General features: G+C 42.1%; 19 protein-coding genes. 13 read left to right on the top strand and 6 right to left on the bottom strand.

The window, feature by feature from the left end:
• Positions 1-8: 8 nt before the first annotated feature.
• The 6 genes from AC5JL8_RS11995 to AC5JL8_RS11970 all read left to right on the top strand — a co-directional run bounded on the left by AC5JL8_RS11995 (position 9) and on the right by AC5JL8_RS11970 (position 8,699).
• Entirely contained in the window at positions 9-1,178 is a 1,170-nt protein-coding gene (locus AC5JL8_RS11995; RefSeq protein ID WP_495880053.1) for a zinc-dependent alcohol dehydrogenase, read from the top strand.
• A gap of 53 nt (positions 1,179-1,231) precedes the next feature.
• Positions 1,232-1,804: a hypothetical protein gene (locus AC5JL8_RS11990; protein WP_495880005.1), complete on the top strand. Its 573-nt coding sequence runs from the start codon at positions 1,232-1,234 to the stop codon at positions 1,802-1,804.
• A 193-nt stretch (positions 1,805-1,997) separates the two neighbouring features.
• Positions 1,998-3,167, top strand: a complete 1,170-nt coding sequence (locus AC5JL8_RS11985; RefSeq protein WP_495880004.1) for a zinc-dependent alcohol dehydrogenase — start codon at positions 1,998-2,000, stop codon at positions 3,165-3,167.
• A 15-nt stretch (positions 3,168-3,182) separates the two neighbouring features.
• Positions 3,183-3,524, top strand: a complete 342-nt coding sequence (locus AC5JL8_RS11980) for a cupin domain-containing protein (protein WP_495880003.1) — start codon at positions 3,183-3,185, stop codon at positions 3,522-3,524.
• A 230-nt stretch (positions 3,525-3,754) separates the two neighbouring features.
• Positions 3,755-4,702 carry a manganese catalase family protein gene (locus AC5JL8_RS11975; protein ID WP_495880002.1) on the top strand — a complete coding sequence of 316 codons (948 nt, stop codon included), beginning with the start codon at positions 3,755-3,757 and terminating at the stop codon, positions 4,700-4,702.
• A gap of 1,357 nt (positions 4,703-6,059) precedes the next feature.
• Positions 6,060-8,699 carry an EAL domain-containing protein gene (locus tag AC5JL8_RS11970; RefSeq protein WP_495880001.1) on the top strand — a complete coding sequence of 880 codons (2,640 nt, stop codon included), beginning with the start codon at positions 6,060-6,062 and terminating at the stop codon, positions 8,697-8,699.
• Positions 8,700-8,730: 31 nt separating this feature from the next.
• On the opposite strand, the gene AC5JL8_RS11965 is transcribed toward AC5JL8_RS11970, so the two are convergent.
• Complete coding sequence (locus tag AC5JL8_RS11965) at positions 8,731-9,453, bottom strand: alpha/beta hydrolase (RefSeq protein ID WP_495880000.1); 723 nt, start codon at positions 9,451-9,453, stop codon at positions 8,731-8,733.
• Positions 9,454-9,535: 82 nt separating this feature from the next.
• Between AC5JL8_RS11965 and AC5JL8_RS11960 the strand changes: the two genes are divergently transcribed.
• Positions 9,536-9,748, top strand: coding sequence for a hypothetical protein (locus tag AC5JL8_RS11960; protein ID WP_495879999.1), 213 nt, complete (start codon positions 9,536-9,538; stop codon positions 9,746-9,748).
• A gap of 60 nt (positions 9,749-9,808) precedes the next feature.
• On the opposite strand, the gene AC5JL8_RS11955 is transcribed toward AC5JL8_RS11960, so the two are convergent.
• On the bottom strand, positions 9,809-10,669 hold the full coding sequence (locus AC5JL8_RS11955) for an SGNH/GDSL hydrolase family protein (protein WP_495879998.1): 861 nt from the start codon (positions 10,667-10,669) through the stop codon (positions 9,809-9,811).
• A gap of 940 nt (positions 10,670-11,609) precedes the next feature.
• On the opposite strand from AC5JL8_RS11955, the gene AC5JL8_RS11950 reads away from it, so the two are divergent.
• The gene (locus AC5JL8_RS11950) at positions 11,610-12,359 is read left to right on the top strand and encodes an SDR family oxidoreductase (RefSeq protein WP_495879997.1); all 750 of its coding nucleotides are present in this window, start codon (positions 11,610-11,612) and stop codon (positions 12,357-12,359) included.
• 54 nt (positions 12,360-12,413) lie between these two features.
• On the opposite strand, the gene AC5JL8_RS11945 is transcribed toward AC5JL8_RS11950, so the two are convergent.
• Both AC5JL8_RS11945 and AC5JL8_RS11940 read right to left on the bottom strand, forming a co-directional pair.
• Complete coding sequence (locus tag AC5JL8_RS11945) at positions 12,414-14,891, bottom strand: filamentous hemagglutinin N-terminal domain-containing protein (protein WP_495879996.1); 2,478 nt, start codon at positions 14,889-14,891, stop codon at positions 12,414-12,416.
• Positions 14,892-15,226: 335 nt separating this feature from the next.
• Positions 15,227-15,547, bottom strand: coding sequence for a hypothetical protein (locus AC5JL8_RS11940; RefSeq protein WP_495879995.1), 321 nt, complete (start codon positions 15,545-15,547; stop codon positions 15,227-15,229).
• A gap of 1,118 nt (positions 15,548-16,665) precedes the next feature.
• On the opposite strand from AC5JL8_RS11940, the gene AC5JL8_RS11935 reads away from it, so the two are divergent.
• Both AC5JL8_RS11935 and AC5JL8_RS11930 read left to right on the top strand, forming a co-directional pair.
• The gene (locus tag AC5JL8_RS11935; protein ID WP_495879994.1) at positions 16,666-17,337 is read left to right on the top strand and encodes an NIL domain-containing protein; all 672 of its coding nucleotides are present in this window, start codon (positions 16,666-16,668) and stop codon (positions 17,335-17,337) included.
• A gap of 50 nt (positions 17,338-17,387) precedes the next feature.
• Positions 17,388-17,726: an NIL domain-containing protein gene (locus AC5JL8_RS11930; RefSeq protein ID WP_495879993.1), complete on the top strand. Its 339-nt coding sequence runs from the start codon at positions 17,388-17,390 to the stop codon at positions 17,724-17,726.
• A 161-nt stretch (positions 17,727-17,887) separates the two neighbouring features.
• Here AC5JL8_RS11930 and AC5JL8_RS11925 read toward each other — a convergent pair whose 3' ends face one another.
• On the bottom strand, positions 17,888-18,475 hold the full coding sequence (locus tag AC5JL8_RS11925) for a Crp/Fnr family transcriptional regulator (RefSeq protein WP_495879992.1): 588 nt from the start codon (positions 18,473-18,475) through the stop codon (positions 17,888-17,890).
• Between the two features lie 75 nt (positions 18,476-18,550).
• Between AC5JL8_RS11925 and AC5JL8_RS11920 the strand changes: the two genes are divergently transcribed.
• Positions 18,551-19,561, top strand: a complete 1,011-nt coding sequence (locus AC5JL8_RS11920) for a sulfate/molybdate ABC transporter ATP-binding protein (protein WP_495879991.1) — start codon at positions 18,551-18,553, stop codon at positions 19,559-19,561.
• Positions 19,562-19,654: 93 nt separating this feature from the next.
• Here the strand turns inward: AC5JL8_RS11920 and cysE are convergent, their stop codons facing one another.
• On the bottom strand, positions 19,655-20,380 hold the full coding sequence (cysE, locus tag AC5JL8_RS11915) for a serine O-acetyltransferase (RefSeq protein WP_495879990.1): 726 nt from the start codon (positions 20,378-20,380) through the stop codon (positions 19,655-19,657).
• 222 nt (positions 20,381-20,602) lie between these two features.
• On the opposite strand from cysE, the gene AC5JL8_RS11910 reads away from it, so the two are divergent.
• A complete protein-coding gene (locus AC5JL8_RS11910; RefSeq protein ID WP_495879989.1) occupies positions 20,603-21,085 on the top strand; it encodes an RrF2 family transcriptional regulator in 483 nt (160 codons plus the stop codon).
• An 18-nt stretch (positions 21,086-21,103) separates the two neighbouring features.
• Positions 21,104-22,066 (top strand): cysteine synthase A, encoded by a 963-nt coding sequence (cysK, locus tag AC5JL8_RS11905; protein WP_495879988.1) that lies wholly within the window; start codon positions 21,104-21,106, stop codon positions 22,064-22,066.
• Positions 22,067-22,209: the final 143 nt, after the last annotated feature.

Here is a 22,209-nt window from a genome sequence, read left to right as displayed (position 1 = left end):
TAATAATTATGAAAGCTGTCTGCTGGTACGGTGCTAATGATGTCCGGGTAGAGACGGTGCCAGATCCGAAAATTCTCAACCCTCGTGACGCTATTATCAAAATTACTTCCACGGCAATATGTGGCTCAGATCTACATATCTACGGTGGCTATATCCCCACAGTCCAACAAGGTGACATTATTGGTCACGAATTTATGGGGGAAGTGGTAGAAGTAGGTAGAGGAGTCAACAATCTAAAAGTAGGCGATCGCGTCGTTGTTCCTTCTACAATTGGCTGTGGTCACTGCAATTATTGCCAGCGTGATATGTGGTCGCTGTGCGATAATTCCAATCCCAACAGTTGGATAGAAGAAAAATTATACGGCAATATCACCTCAGCAATTTATGGCTACTCCCACCTCTTGGGTGGTTATGCAGGCGCACAAGCAGAATATGTGCGTGTACCTTTTGCAGATGTGGGTGTCGTTAAAGTTCCTCATGACTTGTCGGATGAGATGCTGCTATTCATCTCCGATGCTATTCCCACCGGCTATATGGGGGCTGAATTATGCAATATTCAACCAGGTGATACTGTAGCAGTTTGGGGTTGTGGGGCTGTCGGACAATTTGCCATGATTAGCGCCTACATGATGGGTGCAGAGAAAGTAATTGCCATTGACCGCTTTCCTGAACGTCTGGAAATGGCGAGAAAGTTTGCCAAAGCAGAAACAATCAACTACGAAGAAGTTGATGCTGGCGAAGCGTTGAAAGAGATGACTGGTGGCCGTGGCCCCGATGCTTGCATTGATGCGGTGGGTTTAGAAGCACATGGTGTCGGTCTAGAAGACTTCTACGATCAGACAAAACAAAAGCTGAGATTAGAAACTGACCGTCCCCATGTACTACGGCAGATGATGGTGGCTGCACGTAAAGGTGGCACTCTTTCAATTATGGGTGTTTACGGTGGCTTCGTAGACAAAATACCCTTGGGTGCAGCCTTTAACAAAGGGCTAACCTTCAGAATGGGACAAATGCACGGGCAGAAATATATGCATTTGTTACTACAACTAGTTTTGGATGGCAAACTCGATCCATCCTTCGTTGTCACCCATCAATTACCCCTAGAACAAGCGCCCCACGGCTACCACATCTTTCAACAGAAAAAAGACAACTGCATCAAAGTTGTTCTTAAACCCTGAAATAGCTCATAGCTATTAACAACACACACATTGAAATACAACAGAGGATATCTATGACACGTGTATTTTCTTGGATACAAAATGTAATTGTGCGCCGGATTACGGTAGTTTTCCTGCTCGGTTTGGCGTTTTTGGGAATACAAGCTTTCGGCTATAATAATGGAATATTGGCACAAGCCGACGTGAGATCACCAGAAGGTATCTATTACAAAGGAACACCCGATAATAGTGGCAACAGTGGTAACGTCAGCAATGACAAGAATTTGTTTGAAAAAGCCTTAGATAATCTAAACCCAAATACTGACAATAATCCCAGACGCAATTTTGATAGCGATCGCCAGTTTTCTAGCAATACTGGCAACAGTGGTAATAGTGGCAATATTGGTAATACAGTCAAATCACCAGAGGGTATTTACTATAAAGGCACTCCTGACTATGAAGGCAATCAAAGTATCAGGAATGATAACCAGGTTGAGAATGCCCAAAATAATCTGAAACAAACTGCTAACAATGTGCGCGAAAAGCTAAATTTGGATGAAGAAACTCCTCGAGCTACAAAAGAGTTTATACAGTCAGTAAAAAGCAAAGTAGGAGAAGTCGTCAATCCCAGCGGTGCAAATAGATAAGGTTACTACCAAGATGAAGCTAGAAGATAGCATGACAGGTGTAGAAACCATGAAACATTGAATGACAATTAATTGTCGGCAATATCTTGATTAATTGTAGAGAGACGCGATTAATCGCGTCTCTTAATTAGAAGTAATCAGGAAATTAAGTCTGGCAAACCAAATAATGTTTAAAGTCTAAGGATTAATAACTATGAAAGCAGTTTGCTGGCATGGAGCCAACGATGTGCGGGTGGACACGGTTCCTGACCCCAAACTGATTAACCCGCGTGATGCGATTATCAAAATTACTTCAACAGCAATCTGTGGGTCTGATTTGCATCTTTACGACGGCTACATTCCCACAATGCAAAAAGGCGACATCCTTGGTCATGAGTTTATGGGGGAAGTCGTTGAACTTGGCAGTGCTGTAAAACACGTAAAGGTAGGCGATCGCGTAGTTGTTCCCTTCACTATCTCTTGTGGTTCTTGTTTCTTCTGCCAGCGCGATTTGTGGTCTTTGTGCGATAACTCTAACCCCAATGCTTGGTTAGCAGAAAAGCAAATGGGCTATTCACCAGCAGGTTTATTTGGCTACTCGCACTTATTGGGTGGTTACGCTGGTGGGCAAGCAGAGTATGCCAGAGTACCTTTTGCCGATGTCGGCTTGTTCAAAATTCCCGATGGTTTAACGGATGAACAAGTCTTATTTTTAACCGACATTTTCCCTACAGGCTACATGGCAGCGGAGAACTGCCACATCAAACCCGGTGATATCGTTGCGGTCTGGGGTTGTGGCCCGGTCGGGCAATTTGCAATCAAAAGCGCTTATTTATTAGGTGCAGAACGTGTTATCGCCTTTGACCGCATCCCCGAACGCCTACAAATGGCTAAAGATTACGGCAAAGCTGAAGTTCTTAACTACGAAGAAGTAGATGTAGGTGAAGCACTCAAAGAAATGACTGGTGGTCGTGGCCCTGATGCTTGTATTGATGCAGTGGGGATGGAAGCGCACGGTACAGATGCTATGGCGGTGTATGACCGAGTTAAGCAAGCAGTGCGCCTAGAAACAGACCGCCCCACAGCATTACGACAAGTCATTGTCTCTTGTGCTAAAGCCGGTCACGTCTCTATTGCAGGAGTCTATGGTGGCTTTTTGGACAAAATACCTATGGGTGCGGCCATGAACAAGGGCCTAACTTTCAAAATGGGACAAACACACGTCCACAGGTATTTAAAACCATTGTTAGAACATATCCAAAAAGGCGAAATCGATCCAACCTTTGTTATCACCCACCGCCTACCTCTAGAACAAGCACCCCACGCCTACGAAATTTTCAAGCACAAGCAAGATAACTGCATCAAAGTTGTACTCAAACCATAAGGAAATTCTTGAACTATGAGTGACACCAGCGTTAAAAAAGTAGACTCTACCTATTCCCCTAAAGGTAAACTCGGCCAGAAGTATCTTGCCTCTGGCAAATCTGTTGCTATGCGTCTTTGGGAAGATGAACAACCCAATGAAGACAAACAGCCAGTTGCACGCGACTATGAAACAGTTGGTTATGTAATTAATGGTCGTGCTGAGTTACATATCGAAGGGCAAACTATTTTGTTAGAACCTGGAAATTCTTGGGTTGTGCCCAAAGGAGCAAACCATACGTACAAGATTTTAGAACCGTTTACCGCAGTTGAGGCAACTAGTCCGCCTGCTCAAGTTCATGGTCGTGATGAGAATTAAACTTTAAGAATAAAATTTTCAATCAACACAGCAATACACCGATAAATTGGCTATATTTATCGGTGTTTATTTGTGTGTATCTGTGGTTCTAAATTTCCCTAAAAATTTATACCAATTTTCTCTGACTCATGGCTGATGTAGATGAAAGTTTTAATTAGTTTCCTAGTAAACAAAGGCAACAAAAATATGTGATTTGTGCCATTGCAATATTTCATCAATTAGGAAGCATCATGTTTTATCACACCAAGAAATTGCAGTATTACACACCACCACAACGACCAGATCCAATCTACGCCAAGAAGGTTCAGGAACTTATCGGTGGTGTGTTTGGGGAAATGACCGTGATGATGCAGTATCTATTTCAGGGCTGGAATAGTCGCGGGCCTGCCAAGTATCGGGATATGCTGCTAGACACAGGTACTGAGGAAATTGGGCATATTGAGATTCTCTCCACCTTGATTGCTCATCTGCTGGATAAAGCACCGCTCAAACTACAAGAACAAGGTGCGGGCGATCCACTTGTGGGCGCTGTTATGGGTGGTTCTAACCCACGGGATGTAATTACAGATGTAATTGCGGCTGCTATGAACCCCCAGCATACCATTGTCACTGGTTTAGGTGCCCAGCCAGCTGACAGTGTTGGCTATCCCTGGAACGGTCGCTTTATCGCCTCTAGCGGTAACCTATTGGCAGATTTCCGGTCTAATCTCCATGCTGAATCTCAGGGACGTTTACAAGCAATACGTTTGTATGAAATGAGCGACGACCCAGGCGTGAAAGATACTTTAAGCTTCTTAATTGCCCGTGACACCATGCATCAAAACCAGTGGTTAGCGGCCATCGAAGACATAGAAAGTTCTGGACTGGATAGCACTCCAGTTCCCAGCTCCTTCCCATTAGAATTGGAAAAACGCGAGGTTTCCTATCAGTTCTGGAACCACTCTGAAGGTACTGAAAGTTCTGAAGGTCGTTGGGCAAAAGGCCCCTCAATGGATGGTAAAGGAGAGTTTGAGTATGTTGCAAAACCCCAACCATTAGGCCCAGAACCAGAACCACCACAGCCTGATCCAAGATTGCATGGTACGCTCAAAACTCCACAGGCACAGAAACAAGCGGGTAATGGTGGTAGCGCACCTCCTCTAGTTGAGTCTGTCAGGATTGAAAGCAAAGATGTTTAATCTGTAAATACTCCTACATCTTCTTAGCAAAAAGGGCAGAACGCTTTTCAGTTCTGCCTTTTTCAATAGGCTATATGAAAACAGGAATACTCAACTATTGGGTTATGTTAAATATTGAATAATATTAGTTGCCAATGAAGAGTGCGATCGCCAACAATAAATTATCAAATTTTCGCATCAGTTAAACAATATTTAAAACAACAACACCCAAATTCCTATTAGCTTACTTATTTCCTCTTTTTCATGACTATTATTTAGGGTTATACTGATTGAATTTAGATTTTTAATGTCATTCATCCATCAGTCACATTGCCCCCTCTTAAATTCTAGTTTGAGGAAATGCAAGCGTTCGATTTGGGTGTTATTGTTAGATGTCGAGACAGATGTTGAAACAGCTTTTTCACCTCTTAACTTAGTTTAACCTTTGGACTTTGGCTGTTGGATCTGCCAGGGAAGCTTTGTAGCTTCAATTAATAAATTAACACTATTGAATGGAAGCGTATTTTTCTTGCAATTAAACTTTACTTTCTAAACCAGTAGGGTTGGTAAAATACTGGGCAACTAACGTAGCTAAATCCTAAAGAGTTTGTCAGCAGCAAATACATTTAACATTTTTGCGAAGCTAACAGCTACAGACCGTATCAGTTTGAAGAGTTTGAGCATCTGTAGCCACAAAAGAGGTTTTAAAAGCTTTTTTCCAACCTTCCCTCAATCAGACATAATTAATATAATTTAAAATAATAATTAGAATATATGTTTGAATTTATAACAAAAATAAAATAGTTTTTCTTGTAATTATAATGTAAGAATTATCAAGTGTCATCCTGATTTACTCGCTAATAAAGTTTTTTGTTGTTGTAATTTCCTAAAACTTAAAAAAATCCGCAAATTTACCATATATGATCTGAGGATTTTAATTTTATTCTGGGTAGTGAATATAGAAAAAAGTTGAGGACTGTTACCGTTAGGTTAAATTATCCAATCTTATTAGAGAATTGGGAAAACTGCTAGAACTCCCATTGGGAAAACTGGCTATATAACTGGGCATTTCGTTCCAGACGCTTAATCCTTGGAATAACTGCCAGCTATCCTCCCATCAATACTGAACTGATCAAGTTGATTGAGTAGCTTTAGCTCATATCTTACACCAGTTGCTTTATGGCAATTTTTGTAGGCTCGGCACTACCTACCTTTTGCTCAAACCCTTATTTTTACGTTGTGGACAGTACCCATCCTATGGTTATTGAGAATGATGCAAGTTATCAGTTTCTCGAAGAAATTAAAATGCGAACTCAGGACTTATTAGATTAGTATTTTCCAAAGAAAACCCAAAGACATGAGAATGTGAGGAAGAAGCATGCCACCAAATGAACGGGATAAAATACGCCACTTGTTGGTCATCCAAGATTTACAAGGACAGCGAACTATGCCCCTTCAAGAGGCTACTTATTCCCTGGGGCGGGATTCTAGTAACGCTATTGTCCTTCGTTCTCGGTCAGTATCGAGGCAGCATGCCATTTTATTACGGGTAACTATTCCAGAAACCGAGCAATATGGGTTTCGGATTATTGATGGTGACTTCAAGGGGAAAAAAAGTACTAATGGCTTATTTGTAAATGGCGATAAATGCTTTTCTCACAATCTCCAACATGGAGATATGATTGCCTTTGGCAACAATCAAGTTCATGCTAAATACTATGCTATCTCCAATCTGTCAGAAAAAGCTTTCTCTGAATCTTGTGCAGTTGAAGACTTATCTGGCTTTCTGTCAGCCCAAGCTAATCCCGCCAATCCCTTTGAAACCTTTGTCAGCCCCGATTCTAACTTTGAAGGAGCTAGTGAGACAGTACTAGCTCGGCTAGCATCGTTCCCAGAACTTATCCCGAATCCAATAATTGAAATAGATACACAGGGAACAGTCATTTATCTCAATCCAGCTGCATCTGCGAAGTTTCCTCAACTCAGGGAAGCCGGAAAGCAGCACCCAATTATGGCAGGGCTGTTGAGTGCAATTCAGAGTCGAGAGAGAAATTCTTTTGTTCGTGAGGTAGAAGTTGGCACGGAAGTTTTTGAACAATCCGTACATTACCTTCCTGAGAGCGATTTAATTAGAACTTTTATTGTTAGGGATATTACAGAGCAAAAGCAAGCAGCCGCAGAGTTGCGCCAGCGCGATCGCCTGCTACAGGCAGTCGCTGAAGCCGCCAATTATTTGTTGGTAGAAATGAATTATGAGGCAGGTATTGAGAAAGCTCTGACTTTACTAGGTGAAGCTGCCGAGGTGGATCGTGCTTACCTCTTCAAGAACGAGCTCCACCCTACTACGGGGGAACTGGCAGTAAGCCTGCGGTTTGAATGGACACGCTTAGGACTTGAGGCATCGCGCTATCACTGGCAGAATCAGCCTTATCAGTCTTCAGGGCTAGAGCGTTGGTACACTACCCTCTCCTGCGGACACTCCATTCGCGGACTTACCCAAGAATTTCCCATCTCTGAACAAAAAGTTCTTACCCAAGATGGCATTCAATCTATCTTCCTAGTACCTCTGTGCCTAGAAGAAAAGTTTTGGGGTTACCTGGGTTTGGCAGACTGTTCAAAAGAGCGTCATTGGTCAAGGCACGAAGAGTCCACCCTTTTAACGATGGCTGCTAGTATCAGTGGCGCTTGGCAGCGTCAGCAGGTAGAAGAAAAAATCCGCTACCAGGCTCTTCATGATCTGCTTACTGGGTTACCCAATCGCCTGCTGTTTAATGAGTTACTTGCTAAAGCCTTACCTAATGCGGCTCGGAGCCAGGACAGTCTGGCTGTAATGTTCCTAGACCTAGATCGTTTTAAGGTCATCAATGACACTCTAGGGCATACACTGGGAGACATTTTATTAAAATCTGTAGCTGAAAGATTGAGAGATTGCCTCAGAGGTGGGGACACCGTTGCTCGTTGGGGGGGTGATGAATTTACCATCTTACTGCCCCAAGTAAATTCTCTTGAAGAGGTAACACAGGTAGCCCGGAGAATTCTACAAGCCTTAGAAAATCCATTTGAGATAGAAGGGCACGAACTTTATGTCAGCGCCAGCCTCGGCATTGCTCTGCTTAATGACAAAAGCCCTGATGCCGAAACTCTAATTCAACATGCGGATGCAGCTTTATATTATGCAAAAGACGCAGGTAGGAATAACTATCAGTTTTACACTCATTCGCTTAGTGTCAAGACTCCTGAACTGCTGACATTAGACAAGAGCTTGCGCTATGCCCTAGAACGGCAAGAATTGATGGTGTATTACCAACCGCGGGTTGATATCGCAACGGGAAAAATTACTGGCATGGAGGCTTTGTTGCGCTGGCAACACCCCGAAATGGGACTGATAGCACCCAGTGTCTTTATTCCCCTCGCCGAGGAAAGTGGATTGATTGTCCCTATTGGAGAATGGGTGCTAAGAACAGCTTGTAGCCAAAATAAAGCTTGGCAAGATGCAGGATTACCTTTTTCCACGATCGCTGTCAATCTCTCTCTTAAACAGTTCCGTCAACCAAATCTGGTGGAGACTTTAGCCAAAATTTTGCAGGAGACAGGTTTAGAACCAAGATTTTTAGAGTTAGAAATTACAGAAACAACCGCTATTGAGGATTTAGAGTTCACCACAAAAGTACTAGAGGATCTCAAGCAGATGGGCGTTTACCTCTCTATCGATGACTTTGGTACAGGTCATTCTTCTCTTTCGCGCCTACAGCTGTTACCGCTTCACCATCTGAAAATCGATAAATCTTTTATCCAAGAATTGACGACGGATATTAAAGCAGCTCATATTGTCAAAGCGATAGTGATCTTGGGGCAGAGTCTGGGGTTAAAGCTCACCGCAGAAGGTGTAGAAAAGCCAGAGGAATTAGAATTCTTGAAATCTATCAACTGCGAGAATGTACAAGGTTACCTGTTTCACCGACCGCTTTGTGCCGAAAAAGCTACAGAAATTCTTCAGGACGAAAAAGCAAAGTATTAGAGAGGTAAGACACTAAAATGTACCAACCAATTTAGCGTTCTGTGCCTTTTTTGTTAAACCAAGTTAGTGCAGAACGTGCAACACCTGTGGGGATGGTATGAAAACCATTAAACTCTTGATAAACTACATCATAGTTAGTACGTTGCAGTTGTGGCGCAATCTTACGACTGCATCGGTCGATTGATAAAACGTTGTCCCATTTTCCGTGGGAAATAAAGATTCGCGGTTCCCCATGCCGTTTTTGCGGTGCCATAAACCCAGGCGAAAACGCAATTACGTGAGTAAACAAATCACCATTGGTAATACCTACACTTAGAGCATAAGAAGCACCGTCAGAAAAACCCTCAACCCCGATCCGGGTTGGGTCTACAGCATAGCGGCTAAATGTCTGCGTTAATGCCCGGTCTATAAAGGCAATATCGGCCCCATACTCCCCATACAGAAGATCCCACGTATTAAAGCGTGAAGCAGGCGCGAGTAAGATGAGTCCGGCAGCATCAGCAAGATGTAAGAATGGAGCCAAACCACCATATGCATTACCACCAGCACCGTGTAACATCAGCATTAGTGGTGCTGGTTTATCTGGCTGGTAGCTTTTAGGTACGTAGAGGAGAGCATCGCGTTCCGTATCCTCCAGCCCCAATGATTGCAAACCAAGTGGTGCTATATTTGGCGCTGGCTGCATCGGTCGTGCTAGCAAACGTCCTGTCATCGCTGCCAGCCTTTCCTGTTCTCTGTGCTTATCTTGAATCATTAATCTACTCCTTTTATTTGCTTGACAGCGCACGAAGAGAAAATTTTTCCATCAGTGGATGTTGTGAAGCAGGATAAATCTGTTGGGTAAGTGTCTTGCAAAGCGCAAAACGGTTTTATTTGTCCAGAACCGCGCCATTTATTTGATAGTTGGCTGGAATCAAGAGGTACAGATTCTGCTAATTGCTTCTGTCAGACAACTTCAATCAAATGATCCCGTTGGAGGAGCTATTAGTAGAATAGATCCTGAATTTCTGGCAGCAGAATATTCAGTATTTTCTGAAGTTAACCGATAATTTGCATTTTTTAAAATTGTTGAATTATTTAGAGATTTTGAACATAGGCTAATTGAATATTTATTCAGAAAGTGCTTTTAATGCAGCTTCTGCCAAGATGCGATGAGCAGCGGTTGTTGGATGAATGCCATCCCAGAATAAAAACTTGTCTGGATTCTCACAGCTAGCAAGATTGTATAGACAAGCAGCAGTGACATTTTTTAACCCAAATTTTTCTGGTTGAGAAATAGCTTCTTGATATAGATAATGGACATCAAGCTGGATAATTTTGGTATCAGCAACCAACTTTTGATTCAACAAATCAATAGATTTAGCCAATCCCAAATTATGTGAGTTGGTCACAGAAGTGAGAATACTAGAGTTGGAATTATTGGAGGTTGCTGGAAGTTTACCTAAATCTGGTAAATTAACAACTAAGATTTTTTTGGCTCCTGCTTTTAGAAGAGACTGAACCGCATTTGATAAGTTGGCGATCGCAGAAGTAGGATTAGCAGCGCCCGAAAGATAATCATTTGCACCAGACCAAATCACATAAAGTGCATTTGGATTTATTGTTTGATTAACTTTTGTAAAAGTATAAACTTGCGCTAACGTTCCTGGCACTCCATTAATTATACCGCTGACAGTAGTAGCACCACCATAGGCTAAATTAATATTTTTTTCCTTGCTTAATCCTAACTTAGAGCCTAAGTATTCTACCCAAACCAAGCCATTAGAATAACGCCCTTGAAAGTAGGGAGGGCTTGGAGGATACACTCCATTTGTGGTTTGAAATACATTGCCTGTATCTGAAAGGCTATCGCCAAAAACATAGAGTTCATTAATTTGAGTTAAATGATTATAACTCTGCGTGGGAGATGCAAGAAGAACCATAATTAAAGTTAAAAAGCCAACTATTGCTGCAAAAATCTTGTTTTTCACTCTTCTAGTTTCTCGTCAATAGAATGCAAAAGCCTTCCTCCTAAAGAAAGAAGGCTTTCGCCTACAAATTGAGTTAACAATAAAAAATCTCTAAAATCTTTTCATGGTCAATTTCGGATGACACGATCAATATAAAATCGTAGTAGAACTACGATGTTTTATCTTTTAAGCCCACTACAACCAGTTATCGGTTATTGTTAATTAATTATTGCTCACTGTGTCTATCAGACAAGTTTTTATGCAATTTCTTATGTTCTGTGTAGACCGTTTATTCAGCGGTCTATCTTGTTTGACTAAATCACGTGCTGAAGAAGTTAAATTTTTTTGGTGCTTTACTATTAATACCAATGTACTAAATGGCTGGAGCTTTCCCAGTAGGCAGAACCGAACTTGTTGATGGTTGGTTATACCACACTCGAAAGACTTGAATTCAATCATAGTTTAAAAGCCACCTCTTCAACCTCGACCGATTTTGGTAAATCTTAAAGGCTGAAGTATGAACTATAAATACTAAAGTAATATTTTCAAAACTTACGTACAAAGGTTGTCTGTAAAGACTGGGTCTAAGAGGTAAAATTTTCTTTACCTACACCGTTACACCTAAGCTGCGTTCTGTGGCATATACTTTCAACTCTAGCGGCTGAACAATTACCTACTAGAAAATAATTTCAGTAACCAAGCGGTTCCCAAACCCCAAGCACCATTAACCAATAGACCTGTAACTATGACCGCAGGCTTCCAACCTCCGGCGATTGGCTGGCCCTTGAGTGGTGAAACTACGAACTAGGCAATTATTGTTGGGGCGATTACCTAAAAAACGCTGTATTTAAATTTATTGTCATTAACAAAATTAATGTCCCTTAATGAGAACATGCATAGGAGCATTGCCTAGTAGAGGAGATATCTAGAGACAGTAATCAACCTCAATCAGGAGATATACATGGCAGGTAAATTAGTAGGAAAAGTAGCAATTATCACCGGAGCTTCTTCGGGGATTGGTGAAGCGACAGCGATCGCCTTAGCAGCAGAAGGCGCACAAGTAGCGATCGCAGCTAGGCGTAGCGATCGCCTCAATGCAGTAGCAGAACGCATTCAAGCCAGTGGTGGCAAAGCACTGCCGATTGTGGCTGACATAACTGACGAAACCCAAGCCAAGAACCTAGTAGAAAAAGCGAATGCACAATTGGGTCGAGTGGATATCGTCGTTAACAATGCGGGTATCGCCTTGATGGGAACCATTGATGGTGGAGATACCTCAGATTGGCGGCGATCGTTTGACCTCAACGTTTTAGGACTACTGTATGTTACCCATGCAGCCTTACCCCTCTTGAAGGCTCAAAAATCAGGGCATATAGTCAACATCTCCTCCGTGGCTGGTCGAACAGCAAGAGCGGGTGTTGGGATTTACAATGCTACTAAATGGGGTGTCAATGCCCTCTCAGAAGCATTACGTCAGGAAGTGTTTAGAGACAATATCCGTGTCACCATTATTGAACCAGGCTTAGTAGATACGCAAATCGACGATCATATTACTGATCCCATTGCCAAACAACGTATTCAAGAACGGCGCAGGTCAATTACTCCCCTACAAAGCGAGGATATTGCAGCAGCAATTCTTTATGCCGTGACTCAACCACCACGAGTTAATGTCAACGAAATATTGATCCGGCCTATTGAGCAAGAAAACTAAAGCTTTGCACAGCAATGGGATATTTTTGATTTTTGAATTGTTAATTGGAAGTCCCTAACGCACAGGGCAAAATGTTGGGTTAAGTGTAGGACTACGGGGTGTGACTGTGGGCACTTGAGCGACCAGATGTACTTGACCATTGGCATCTACAACCCATCCTTGAGCTTCTACAATTTGAGTGGAAGAATTAACAGAATTATTTTTTTGTGGAGCTTTTTCTGCCTGATTTGAGGACTGAATCACCGTGTTATTCTGAGTATTAGTAGCACGATTCTCAGCCTCTGCCCCTAGCGTGATCCAATCTGCCAGTACAGTATCAGCTATTAAAGAATTGATAGGACTGGGTGCGATTCCGCCACGCCCTGTAGTAACAAATGAAGCTCTTGTGAATTTACCCCCAGGCTTACAGGCAGTGATAATTTGCTGGGAAGCATCAACCAAATTTGCGGGTAGTTCTACTAATCCCCTACTGGGGTCAACATCTGGTGTGATGATTTGTACAGTACCGCTTAATAAAGGGTTTTGCTGAGAAAACGCCGTAATGTCATTTGTTGGCAGCTGAGATGGATCTAGTTTATCTGGGTCATTGGTTTGCAACAATCTTACTAAGTCTGCACGATTGCGCGGTACAAATCCAAAAATGCTAGTAGCATTAATTTGCACTCTACCACCACTGCCAGAGAAAGCATTAGCAGTAATATCGCTATTTTCTAAAGGCGCGGCAACGAGGAAACCATTAGGGGCATTAATATTGATATTACCGCCGTCTCCACCACCTTGCGCCTTGCCTGCACTAGTAGAAATTTGACTGTTGTGGCGCATTAGCAATAAGTCTTGCACCTGTAATGCAATATTCCCACCCTGGCCTAAGTCAGTTTCAGATTTGAGTATTCCTTGGTTGTCTAATTTGATAGAACGAGCCGTTATATTTATATCTCCTGCCATTCCTAGATTTTTTGGATCTCCTAAGTAGGGTAAACCCTGAAAAGCTTTACTACTTACAGTGATTGTGGCTCCATCCCGGACAATTAATTGCCCTGTAGTTAGCCTCAAGTTACCAGCAGAACCAGGGCCTCTAGTTAAAGCAGACAAGCTACTGAGCGAATTGTTTAATGATTTTCCAATTAATTCTATAGAGTCAGAGACATTTATAGTTAAATTTCCCCCTTTTCCCGTAGCTGGGATAAATTGCCTGGATGCTGAGGGTAATCCTGCTGATTCTGCGCTTATCTGTGCCCCTCCCATAATACGCAACTTACTAGTGTTAACCGTGATATCACTGCCATTTCCAGATGCAGAAGTCGCACTAAACAATCCACTAGGAATAAATATCCGCAAAGGAGGTAAAATGTAGCCGCCATCAAGTAGTTCCACAAAACCTGAGGCGTTTACAGTCAATTGTCCTGCCGAACCTGAGCCTATACTATTAACTAGTACTTGTGCCCCATCCCGGACAAGCAACTGTCCAGTAGTAATGCTTAAGTTGCCGCTATTTCCAGAGCCGAGACTCCTAGCCCTTAAGGAGGTATTGAAACCACTCAGTTCTACGGACTCTGAGGCAGTCACCGTTAAATCCCCTCCCGGTTGCGATCCCAAAGTATTAGTCAAAATAATCGAACCACCAGTGGCCAACATCCGCTTACTCTGCACCTGGATATTACCGCCACCCTCGCCACTAGCATCTATATAAGATGGGCTTTGAGTTCGTTGAATTACTTGAATATTGTGGAAATTCTGGACATTTTCATATCCTAAACTCCAGCCTTGGTTTGCCTGGTTCAGATTGACCAAACTATTACCAGCAACACTTCCTAATTCGATTCTTCCCTGCTTTGCAGTTATATTTCCACCCTCCAGTATTAAATCACCCCCTACTAAGGCCAGCGTTTTGCCAGACTGCACCTGTAGACCTACGGGACTGTTAAGACTATTAGTTGCGCCGTTGGGACTAGCTTGAGATTGATTGTAGATTGCTCCCGGAGTTCCCTCGAATTGCAACCCAACAGGCACGCTTACTGTTAATAGAGGCGTAGTTTGAGGATTTGTAGCACTAAACTTTGTACTATCTGCAAAGTTCAGACTACTCGCCGTACTCGCTAAAAAAGATCCACCAATATTGAGCGCAGCATTCGACCCAAAAATAATTCCGTTGGGATTGAGCAGAAATAGGTTGGCAGTGCTGTTAGCTCTGAGTGTGCCATCAATATTAGAGATAGACTTGCCTGTAACGCGGCTGATAATATTTTGAATATTTGCGGTGTTATTAAAGTAGACTGTGCTTCCAGTTGGAACAGAAAACTGTTCAAAGCTATGGAACAGGTTTGTATCACGAACGGCTCCACCATCTATCTGGTAGACAGGTTGGTTATTTATCACCTGATTTGTAACAGTTGAACTCTCCCCTCCTAGAGTTTGATCTCTGGTGATTTGGGCTAAAGCACAATCTTCATAGAAGGTAAATGTGCCAATAATCATTAAAGAACTGAGTAGCTCTAGCTTGTGGCAATAACTGCTGTAGTCGTGAAATATCACAGAATTTATATCCAAAAAAAAACAATGGTATAGTCATGAAACACTAACCATTGCTAATTAGAATAATAACATTCTGCGTTTATCTTATAAGTTGAGCTAGTAAATGTAACCCATACTTGCATTTATAGTGAAAGCTGACTTTTTACGGTTTTTTGCTGGCTGCTTAAACGCGTTGCAGCTTACCGTGAGATATAGCTCCCCAAATTCCGATTTTCAATCCTAATTTTCTTACAAACTATTGTGATTATCTATAGATAACTGAGAATGCAGAAATTGGAAAATTTGATATTTAGAGATTTTAGGACTTACCTCAAAAAATTAGTGTGAGTTTTAGTCTACATACATGCCCAGCAGCCACCAACACAGCAAGTTTGGCACCAAAACAAGTTGCATTCTACTAGCTTCATTTCTGGTTTGGAAATTGCTGGCATAAGTTCTTGGACTTGCTGGCTTTCTTCAGCATCACTAACTTGAATTTTAGTTAGATCGAGACTGTATTCAAATTTAATAACATTGTCTCCTATACCATATTTTTCGAGTACTTTGCCGATATTAGAGTGGTGAATGCTCTCGTTTATTGCCTGTTTAATCTCATCTTTTAGCTGCTGTAATGTCTGAGAATCCAGGACTTTTGGCTGTGATGTTTGAGTATTCATGACTGTTCGCTCTCCTGTAAAACTAGTGAATTGTTAAGTTGGTTTTGTGTTGTACTAAATTAGTCATCACATCGGTTTACTCGAATTCCGCATCGTGTCACAAAAACTTGATATTTTTCAGTGCAACTTTGCCACAGTCAAGAATAAAAATCATGAAATAACCTAATCACAGCAAGCTTTCTAGCTACTGAAGGTATGTTAATTAAGCGTGGAATATGGTTTTAAGTCAGGCGCGCCTCTTCTACCCTCAACAATAATTTCCTAACCGAAATATCAAGCTATAATCAGCTAAGTTACCGCTTAAAATCGTTTAATTACTAAATAGTTATACAGCAATTACGTGTGATTCAATTTAGCAATTTGTGAGTAATAAAGCGTTCTAGCTACCCCTAAATTTCCCTTTCCAAGGGGGACTTTGATTCCGGATTCCCCCTCAAAAAGCAGGGCTAGGGGGGATCAATAAGTGCCTAAAATTGCAGCAAACCACTTTTCAAACAACATCTAAAATTACAAGTACAGATTATTTTAAGGACACAACAATGTTCATACGTGTCAACTTAAGCCTTGGCGAATAGAATTCGCGGCTATGCCTGGAACTTCATGCCAAGTTGCGTTCTGTTGTAGTAATCTTTCGTTAGGGGAGGTTGCTTCGCTCCACTTTGTTTCGCTCGCAATGACAGTTGCTACTTTTGATTGCAACTTGGTATCACTTCTGGGCGGGATGTCGGTTAGGGCGATATTTTGACTGGTACAAAAATATGTGTACTACAAGGGCTTATGGCCTGTGGATATTTCACTGCTATGACAGCTACTGTGCTATTTTCCCTATCTGTGTATCGGGCGATCGCACCCATTTTGACATTTAAATTTCCAACGCTGAAGATTTCTGAGGATTTACGCCTTGTTTTTTTGTAGTTTTTATGGCATTCTCCTTTACATAATTTAAATACTGTATTCAGATAGATTTACAGTAGTTAAGGCAGCCTATAAGAGGAGAATCACCATGAGACTCATATCCAGTCGGGCAAAGTTAAGGCGATCGCAGTTTTTAAACCCTAATATGCTTGTCTTTGTTGCAGTTTCCGTAAACAGCCCGATTGCTATTAGGAATTAGTGCAATGTCTGCCAATAATTTTGAAAAATTAGCCCCAGTCCACAGCCGGATTTCGATACCTCAGCGTTATCAAACGCAACCGATCATTTCCCGGCTAATGTCTCGGTATGGTTTAAAAATCAATATCACAGCGGCTTCCTTTGTATCGGGTAGTGACAGCGATGGTTGTTTTGACTTAGAACTTTTAGGAAATCCTGAACAACTAACGAATAGCCTATCCTACCTGCAAGGGTTGGGTGTGGATTTAGTACAGGTGGCGATCGCTAATCATATTCAACTCAATCAAAACTCCCAGCCTTTCCCAAATCCAACAAATAAACTGACTTCTAGAGAATTTCAATCACTCACAACTCAGTATCCAGAACGATTCCAGCAATGGATTTCTCAAGGACAGGCCAATCGACTACGCCTACAAGTGTGCATTTTGAAAACTTATTACGAGAAACCCGTGATTTGTGAATTAGTTTCGCGTTATGGGTTAACAGTCAACATCACCAGTGCTTTACTCACACCTGATATGCAGCATGATGGCTGGTTTGACTTGGATCTGTGGGGGAGAACCGGACAATTGCGTTCTAGTTTAAGTTACCTAGAAAAACTGGGGCTACCGATTTGGCCTGATTGGTCTAGTGTGTCAGGTGATCGCCATTATAGCGCTGAAGGAACCCTTTCCTGAAACAGAATGCTTACTGTGAAATGTTCTTTCAAAGATTAACTGATTATCCAATGACAGCATTTAATAACTTTCAACTTCAAGCCACAACCAGACTTTCTCTGGTTCCATCAGTTCATGAAAAAAGCAATATTACTCAAATTCGTCTACGAGTATATATTTCTAATTGTTATTTAAAGGAGCCAATTATTTCTCGGCTAACTTCTAATCATGGCTTGGTTGTTAACATTATTCGAGCAATGCTACAAGCAAACACAGATCGAGAGGGATATTTTGACCTGCAACTGAGAGGAACTGTGCCGCAAATCTGTAGTGGTCTGGTTTATCTTGAACATCTCAATCTCACAATCATAGGTAAGCCAAATGTAGATGGCGATGGCTGGCATTGTTAGATTTAGATACAAAAAATTATCTAGATGCCTTATTTAAGTGGGTTGACTCGAAAAAAGTTAATATGTTTCATTTTTAGGCAGAGGGCAGGGGGCAGAAGGCAAGATTAAGCCTATTTATTTATTAACAATGCAAATTGAAAGATTGTTTAAGTTTGATTCGATTAAATTTCATAATACCAAATGTCTTCTTCTCGTAGCACAATTCGATGTAGAGTAAGACGGTCAATTAAGCCTTCTTGCTCAAACTGTCCTAAAATACGAGTGATTGTCACGCGAGTTGAACCTAGCATTTCAGCAAGGTCTTCATGAGTCAGACGCATATCGATTAAACGTCCCTTTTCAACTTCTGAACCAAACTTTTTAGATAACCATGCTAATAATTTAATCAGCATGGTTTCTACCTTTTTATGGCTACGAATAACCATTAATTCTTCAGCTTGTTTAATGTGTGCTAGCAAAGTTTCTGTAGATTGATGCCATTCATCTAGAGGTAAAATTGTCGCCTCTACTCTAGTTAAGCATTCTATCTGATAAGGTTCTAAGCTTGATAAAGCTTTACCAACGATATCTCCTGGCCCCCATAATCCTAGAGCTACAGTAGTGCCATCTTCTAAATAGGTAAAAGTGCGAACAAACCCTGTTTCAATCTTCCAGAGGATAGTTTTGTGATCTGATAAGAACGACCTGCGAGTCAAAATTTGCTTAGTATATTTATTTACTTGACTGGTAGTAGATCCGTAAAAGTTCATTATTGTATTGATTGTATATTGTACTATTTTCCGATAAGCTAATCGTAGTATACATATATTAGCTTTCAAGAGTCTATGGGTATTGCAGTAGAGAATATTTCCAAGCAATTTGGCTCTTTCCGTGCTGTTGAGCGAGTGAGTTTAGAGTTTAAAACTGGCTCATTGATAGCGTTATTAGGCCCCTCTGGCTCAGGAAAATCAACATTATTAAGGATAATTGCGGGATTAGAAAAACCTGACTCTGGTGAAATCTGGTTAACTGGGGAAAATTCTACTCACAAGCGCGTGCAGGAACGCCATATAGGGTTTGTATTTCAGCATTACGCTTTGTTTAGGCACTTAACAGTACGAGAAAATATTGCTTTTGCGCTGGAACTCCGCAAAGCCCCCAAAAACAGAATTAAGCAGCGAGTAACAGAACTTTTGGAGTTGGTACAATTAAGCAGCTTAGGCGATCGCTATCCTTCCCAACTTTCTGGAGGTCAACGACAACGGGTAGCATTAGCGCGCGCCCTAGCAGTTCAGCCACAAATTTTGCTTTTAGATGAACCCTTTGGGGCATTGGATGCTAAAGTCCGCAAGGAATTGAGGAGTTGGTTGCGACATCTGCATGAGGATGTCAATGTGACGACCGTATTTGTTACTCATGACCAAGAAGAAGCAATGGAAGTTGCTGATGAGATTGTAGTGATGAATCAAGGCCGAGTAGAACAAGTTGGCACTCCAGCTGAGATTTATGATTACCCAGCCTCACCTTTTGTGATGAGCTTTATTGGCCCGGTCAATGTTCTACCTGGGAACTCTGGCATCAAACCAGACAATATTTCCATCTCTCCAACGGATCAGGTATTTTTACGTCCCCACGACATTCTCATTCAAACCCAAGTAGTTGAAAATGCTGCACCTGCTAAAGTTGATCAGATTACTCATCTAGGTTGGGAAATTCGAGTGGAATTGCTTTTGGAATTGGGACAGCGAGTGTATGCACAACTCAGCCGGGAGCAGTTTCAGAAACTCCAGCTAAAACAAAATCAGCGCGTCTATGTGAAACCTAAGAATACTAAAATTTTTCCTGCCTATGCTTGATAAGGCAGAGGGTAGAAGTTGTAGAGACGTTGTATGTAACGTCTGTACAGGGTTGCGATGGTACATTAACCCATCTACCTTTATTTACGATAGTTAGATTCCAGCACCATCAAGAAACTCTTCGATGACGCGATCGCTATTGCCATTAATGCTGTCAAGTTCTTCAGTGTCTACTTGGGTTAAAGAAAAATTTGACTCGGTGTGCAACTGCTCAAGCTGTTTTTCTAGATTTTTAACTCGTTCAAATAGAGCGCGGATGACCTCAGCTTCCACATCTCGCAATTTACCGTGAGCTAAAACATCACCATTTGAGTTGTTCTGACGAGTTACACGTCCGGGAATACCAACGACAGTACAATTACTGGGTACATCTCGCAGTACTACCGAGCCGGCTCCGATGCGGACGCGATCGCCAATTTGAATATTTCCCAATACTTTTGCGCCTGCTCCTACAACTACATGGCTACCTAAAGTAGGATGGCGCTTACCGCTTTCTTTACCAGTACCACCAAGGGTAACACCTTGATAAATCAAAGCATGGTCGCCCACGATCGCCGTTTCTCCAATCACGACTCCCATACCGTGGTCAATAAACACGCTTTTGCCAATCACTGCTCCTGGGTGAATTTCAATCCCAGTAAAAAACCGGCTGAGATGGGAAATCAACCTCGGTATAAAAGGCATTCCCATTTTATGCAGCCTGTGTGCTAATCGATGAAATAGTAGGGCTTGCAGGCCAGGATAACAGAACAATACTTCTAACCAGTTACGAGCTGCTGGATCGCGCTCGGAAATTGTTCGCAAATCAGTTAGTAACATACATCAATTTAGTTAGTCTTCGTTGATGGGCATTGGGCACTAGCACTCACTATCAGCACTCTCCAATCAATTTCTCCAAAAGATGAAACTATTTGTGAAAATTTATCAGATAATCTACGGTAAATCGATAAATTTATGTCCATTTTATGGGTAATCGAATGCGATCGCATCCGAATATTTGGAAAAAAAGTAAACTTCTCCTAAAATACGATAAATCCCCCGATGCACCGTAGTATATTGATTAGAGACTTGAATAGCCAAAACTACGCTCTTTTGGATCTATCTTCCAAAGTTGAATACGCACTGCTGGCACTTTTAGAGCTAGCAAGCCACCACGGAAAAAAAGTTCCTCTAACTATGAGTGAGATCACTGCCAAGCAACCCATACCGGAACGCTATCTAGAACAAATTTTGACCAACCTACGGCGTGCTGGTGTAGTGCAGAGTCAACGCGGCTCTAAAGGAGGTTTTGTGTTAATTCGGGAGCCTTGGCAGATTACCTTACTGGAGATTGTCACTGTGGTGGAAGGTGAGCGCAAAGAGAAAGATAGTTCTGAGGTTTCCACTTTAGAAAGAAGGCTGGTTCATGAAATCTGGGAGCAAGCTAATACTGCTTGTATAGAGCTTTTAAGAAGCTATACGCTCCAAGACTTATGCCAGCAAAGAGAGGCTCGCGCACAGCAGAGTCCGATGTATTACATATAGCCACACAAAACATTCCTTATGCGTATAGCGAAAGATATCACAGAGTTAGTCGGACGAACTCCTTTAGTTCAATTAAATAAGATTCCCCAAGCCTTAGGCGCAGTTGCTCAAATTGTCGTGAAGCTAGAAAGCATGAACCCGGCCTCTTCTGTAAAAGACAGAATTGGTGTCAGCATGGTGTCAGCCGCAGAAGAAGCGGGTTGGATTCAGCCGGGAAAAACCATTTTAGTGGAGCCGACCTCCGGTAATACAGGCATTGCTTTAGCAATGGTCGCAGCAGCTAAAGGCTACCATCTCATTCTAGCGATGCCTGATACGATGAGCCAAGAACGACGGGCAATGCTAAAAGCCTATGGCGCTCAATTAGAGTTAACACCAGGAGTAGAAGGGATGCGAGGGGCAATTACTCGTGCCGAGCAAATTGTCGCTAAAACGCCTAATGCCTATATGTTGCAGCAATTCCGCAACCCTGCCAATCCCAAAGTTCACGCCCAAACTACAGCAGAAGAAATTTGGGATGATACAGATGGACAGGTGGATATTCTTGTGGCAGGAGTAGGTACTGGCGGGACGATTACAGGAGTATCAGAAGTTATTAAACAACGCAAGCCGACTTTCCAAGCGATCGCAGTTGAACCACGCAACAGTCCGGTGTTAGTAGGCGGTCAACCAGGGCCACACAAAATTCAAGGAATCGGCCCCGGATTTGTGCCAGCAATTTACCGTTCGGAGTTGGTCGATGAGGTAATTGAGGTTACAGATGAGCAGGCGATGGTCTATAGCCGCCGCCTAGCAAAAGAGGAGGGATTGCTTTCAGGCATTTCTACTGGTGCTGCTTTATATGCTGCAATCCAAGTGGCAAAGCGACCAGAAAATGCGGGTCGTCTCATCGTTATGGTGCAGCCTAGCTTCGGAGAACGCTACCTTAGTACCTCACTATTTAGAGATCCACAAGAAAGTGAATGGTTGAGCAAGGTTTGATTCTCTAATGTTTACTAATCTCATTGGCATTGCAATCGTTTTTTAACAGAATTGTCAAGCAAAAACAACTAGCAGTTAGCTTTACTAAGCTTAAGGCTTTACTTTTTAAAAGAAAGGTCAATGCGTCTTTAGCCCCTAACTTG

The sequence above is a fragment of the Mojavia sp. genome, from assembly GCF_059505145.1.
Note: the sequence above shows the minus strand (reverse complement) of the source record. Positions and strands in the feature narration are given on the sequence as shown.

Bases quoted from the DNA above. Each gene is read 5' to 3' on its own strand.
- AC5JL8_RS11975 (WP_495880002.1), top strand. From the start codon at position 3,755: ATGTTTTATCACACCAAGAAATTGCAGTATTACACACCACCACAACGA.
- AC5JL8_RS11950 (WP_495879997.1), top strand. From the start codon at position 11,610: ATGGCAGGTAAATTAGTAGGAAAAGTAGCAATTATCACCGGAGCTTCT.
- cysK (WP_495879988.1), top strand. From the start codon at position 21,104: ATGCGTATAGCGAAAGATATCACAGAGTTAGTCGGACGAACTCCTTTA.
- AC5JL8_RS11940 (WP_495879995.1), bottom strand. From the start codon at position 15,547: ATGAATACTCAAACATCACAGCCAAAAGTCCTGGATTCTCAGACATTA.
- AC5JL8_RS11910 (WP_495879989.1), top strand. From the start codon at position 20,603: ATGCACCGTAGTATATTGATTAGAGACTTGAATAGCCAAAACTACGCT.
- AC5JL8_RS11990 (WP_495880005.1), top strand. From the start codon at position 1,232: ATGACACGTGTATTTTCTTGGATACAAAATGTAATTGTGCGCCGGATT.
- AC5JL8_RS11920 (WP_495879991.1), top strand. From the start codon at position 18,551: ATGGGTATTGCAGTAGAGAATATTTCCAAGCAATTTGGCTCTTTCCGT.
- AC5JL8_RS11935 (WP_495879994.1), top strand. From the start codon at position 16,666: ATGTCTGCCAATAATTTTGAAAAATTAGCCCCAGTCCACAGCCGGATT.
- AC5JL8_RS11995 (WP_495880053.1), top strand. From the start codon at position 9: ATGAAAGCTGTCTGCTGGTACGGTGCTAATGATGTCCGGGTAGAGACG.
- cysE (WP_495879990.1), bottom strand. From the start codon at position 20,380: ATGTTACTAACTGATTTGCGAACAATTTCCGAGCGCGATCCAGCAGCT.
- AC5JL8_RS11930 (WP_495879993.1), top strand. From the start codon at position 17,388: ATGACAGCATTTAATAACTTTCAACTTCAAGCCACAACCAGACTTTCT.
- AC5JL8_RS11970 (WP_495880001.1), top strand. From the start codon at position 6,060: ATGCCACCAAATGAACGGGATAAAATACGCCACTTGTTGGTCATCCAA.
- AC5JL8_RS11980 (WP_495880003.1), top strand. From the start codon at position 3,183: ATGAGTGACACCAGCGTTAAAAAAGTAGACTCTACCTATTCCCCTAAA.
- AC5JL8_RS11985 (WP_495880004.1), top strand. From the start codon at position 1,998: ATGAAAGCAGTTTGCTGGCATGGAGCCAACGATGTGCGGGTGGACACG.
- AC5JL8_RS11925 (WP_495879992.1), bottom strand. From the start codon at position 18,475: ATGAACTTTTACGGATCTACTACCAGTCAAGTAAATAAATATACTAAG.
- AC5JL8_RS11965 (WP_495880000.1), bottom strand. From the start codon at position 9,453: ATGATTCAAGATAAGCACAGAGAACAGGAAAGGCTGGCAGCGATGACA.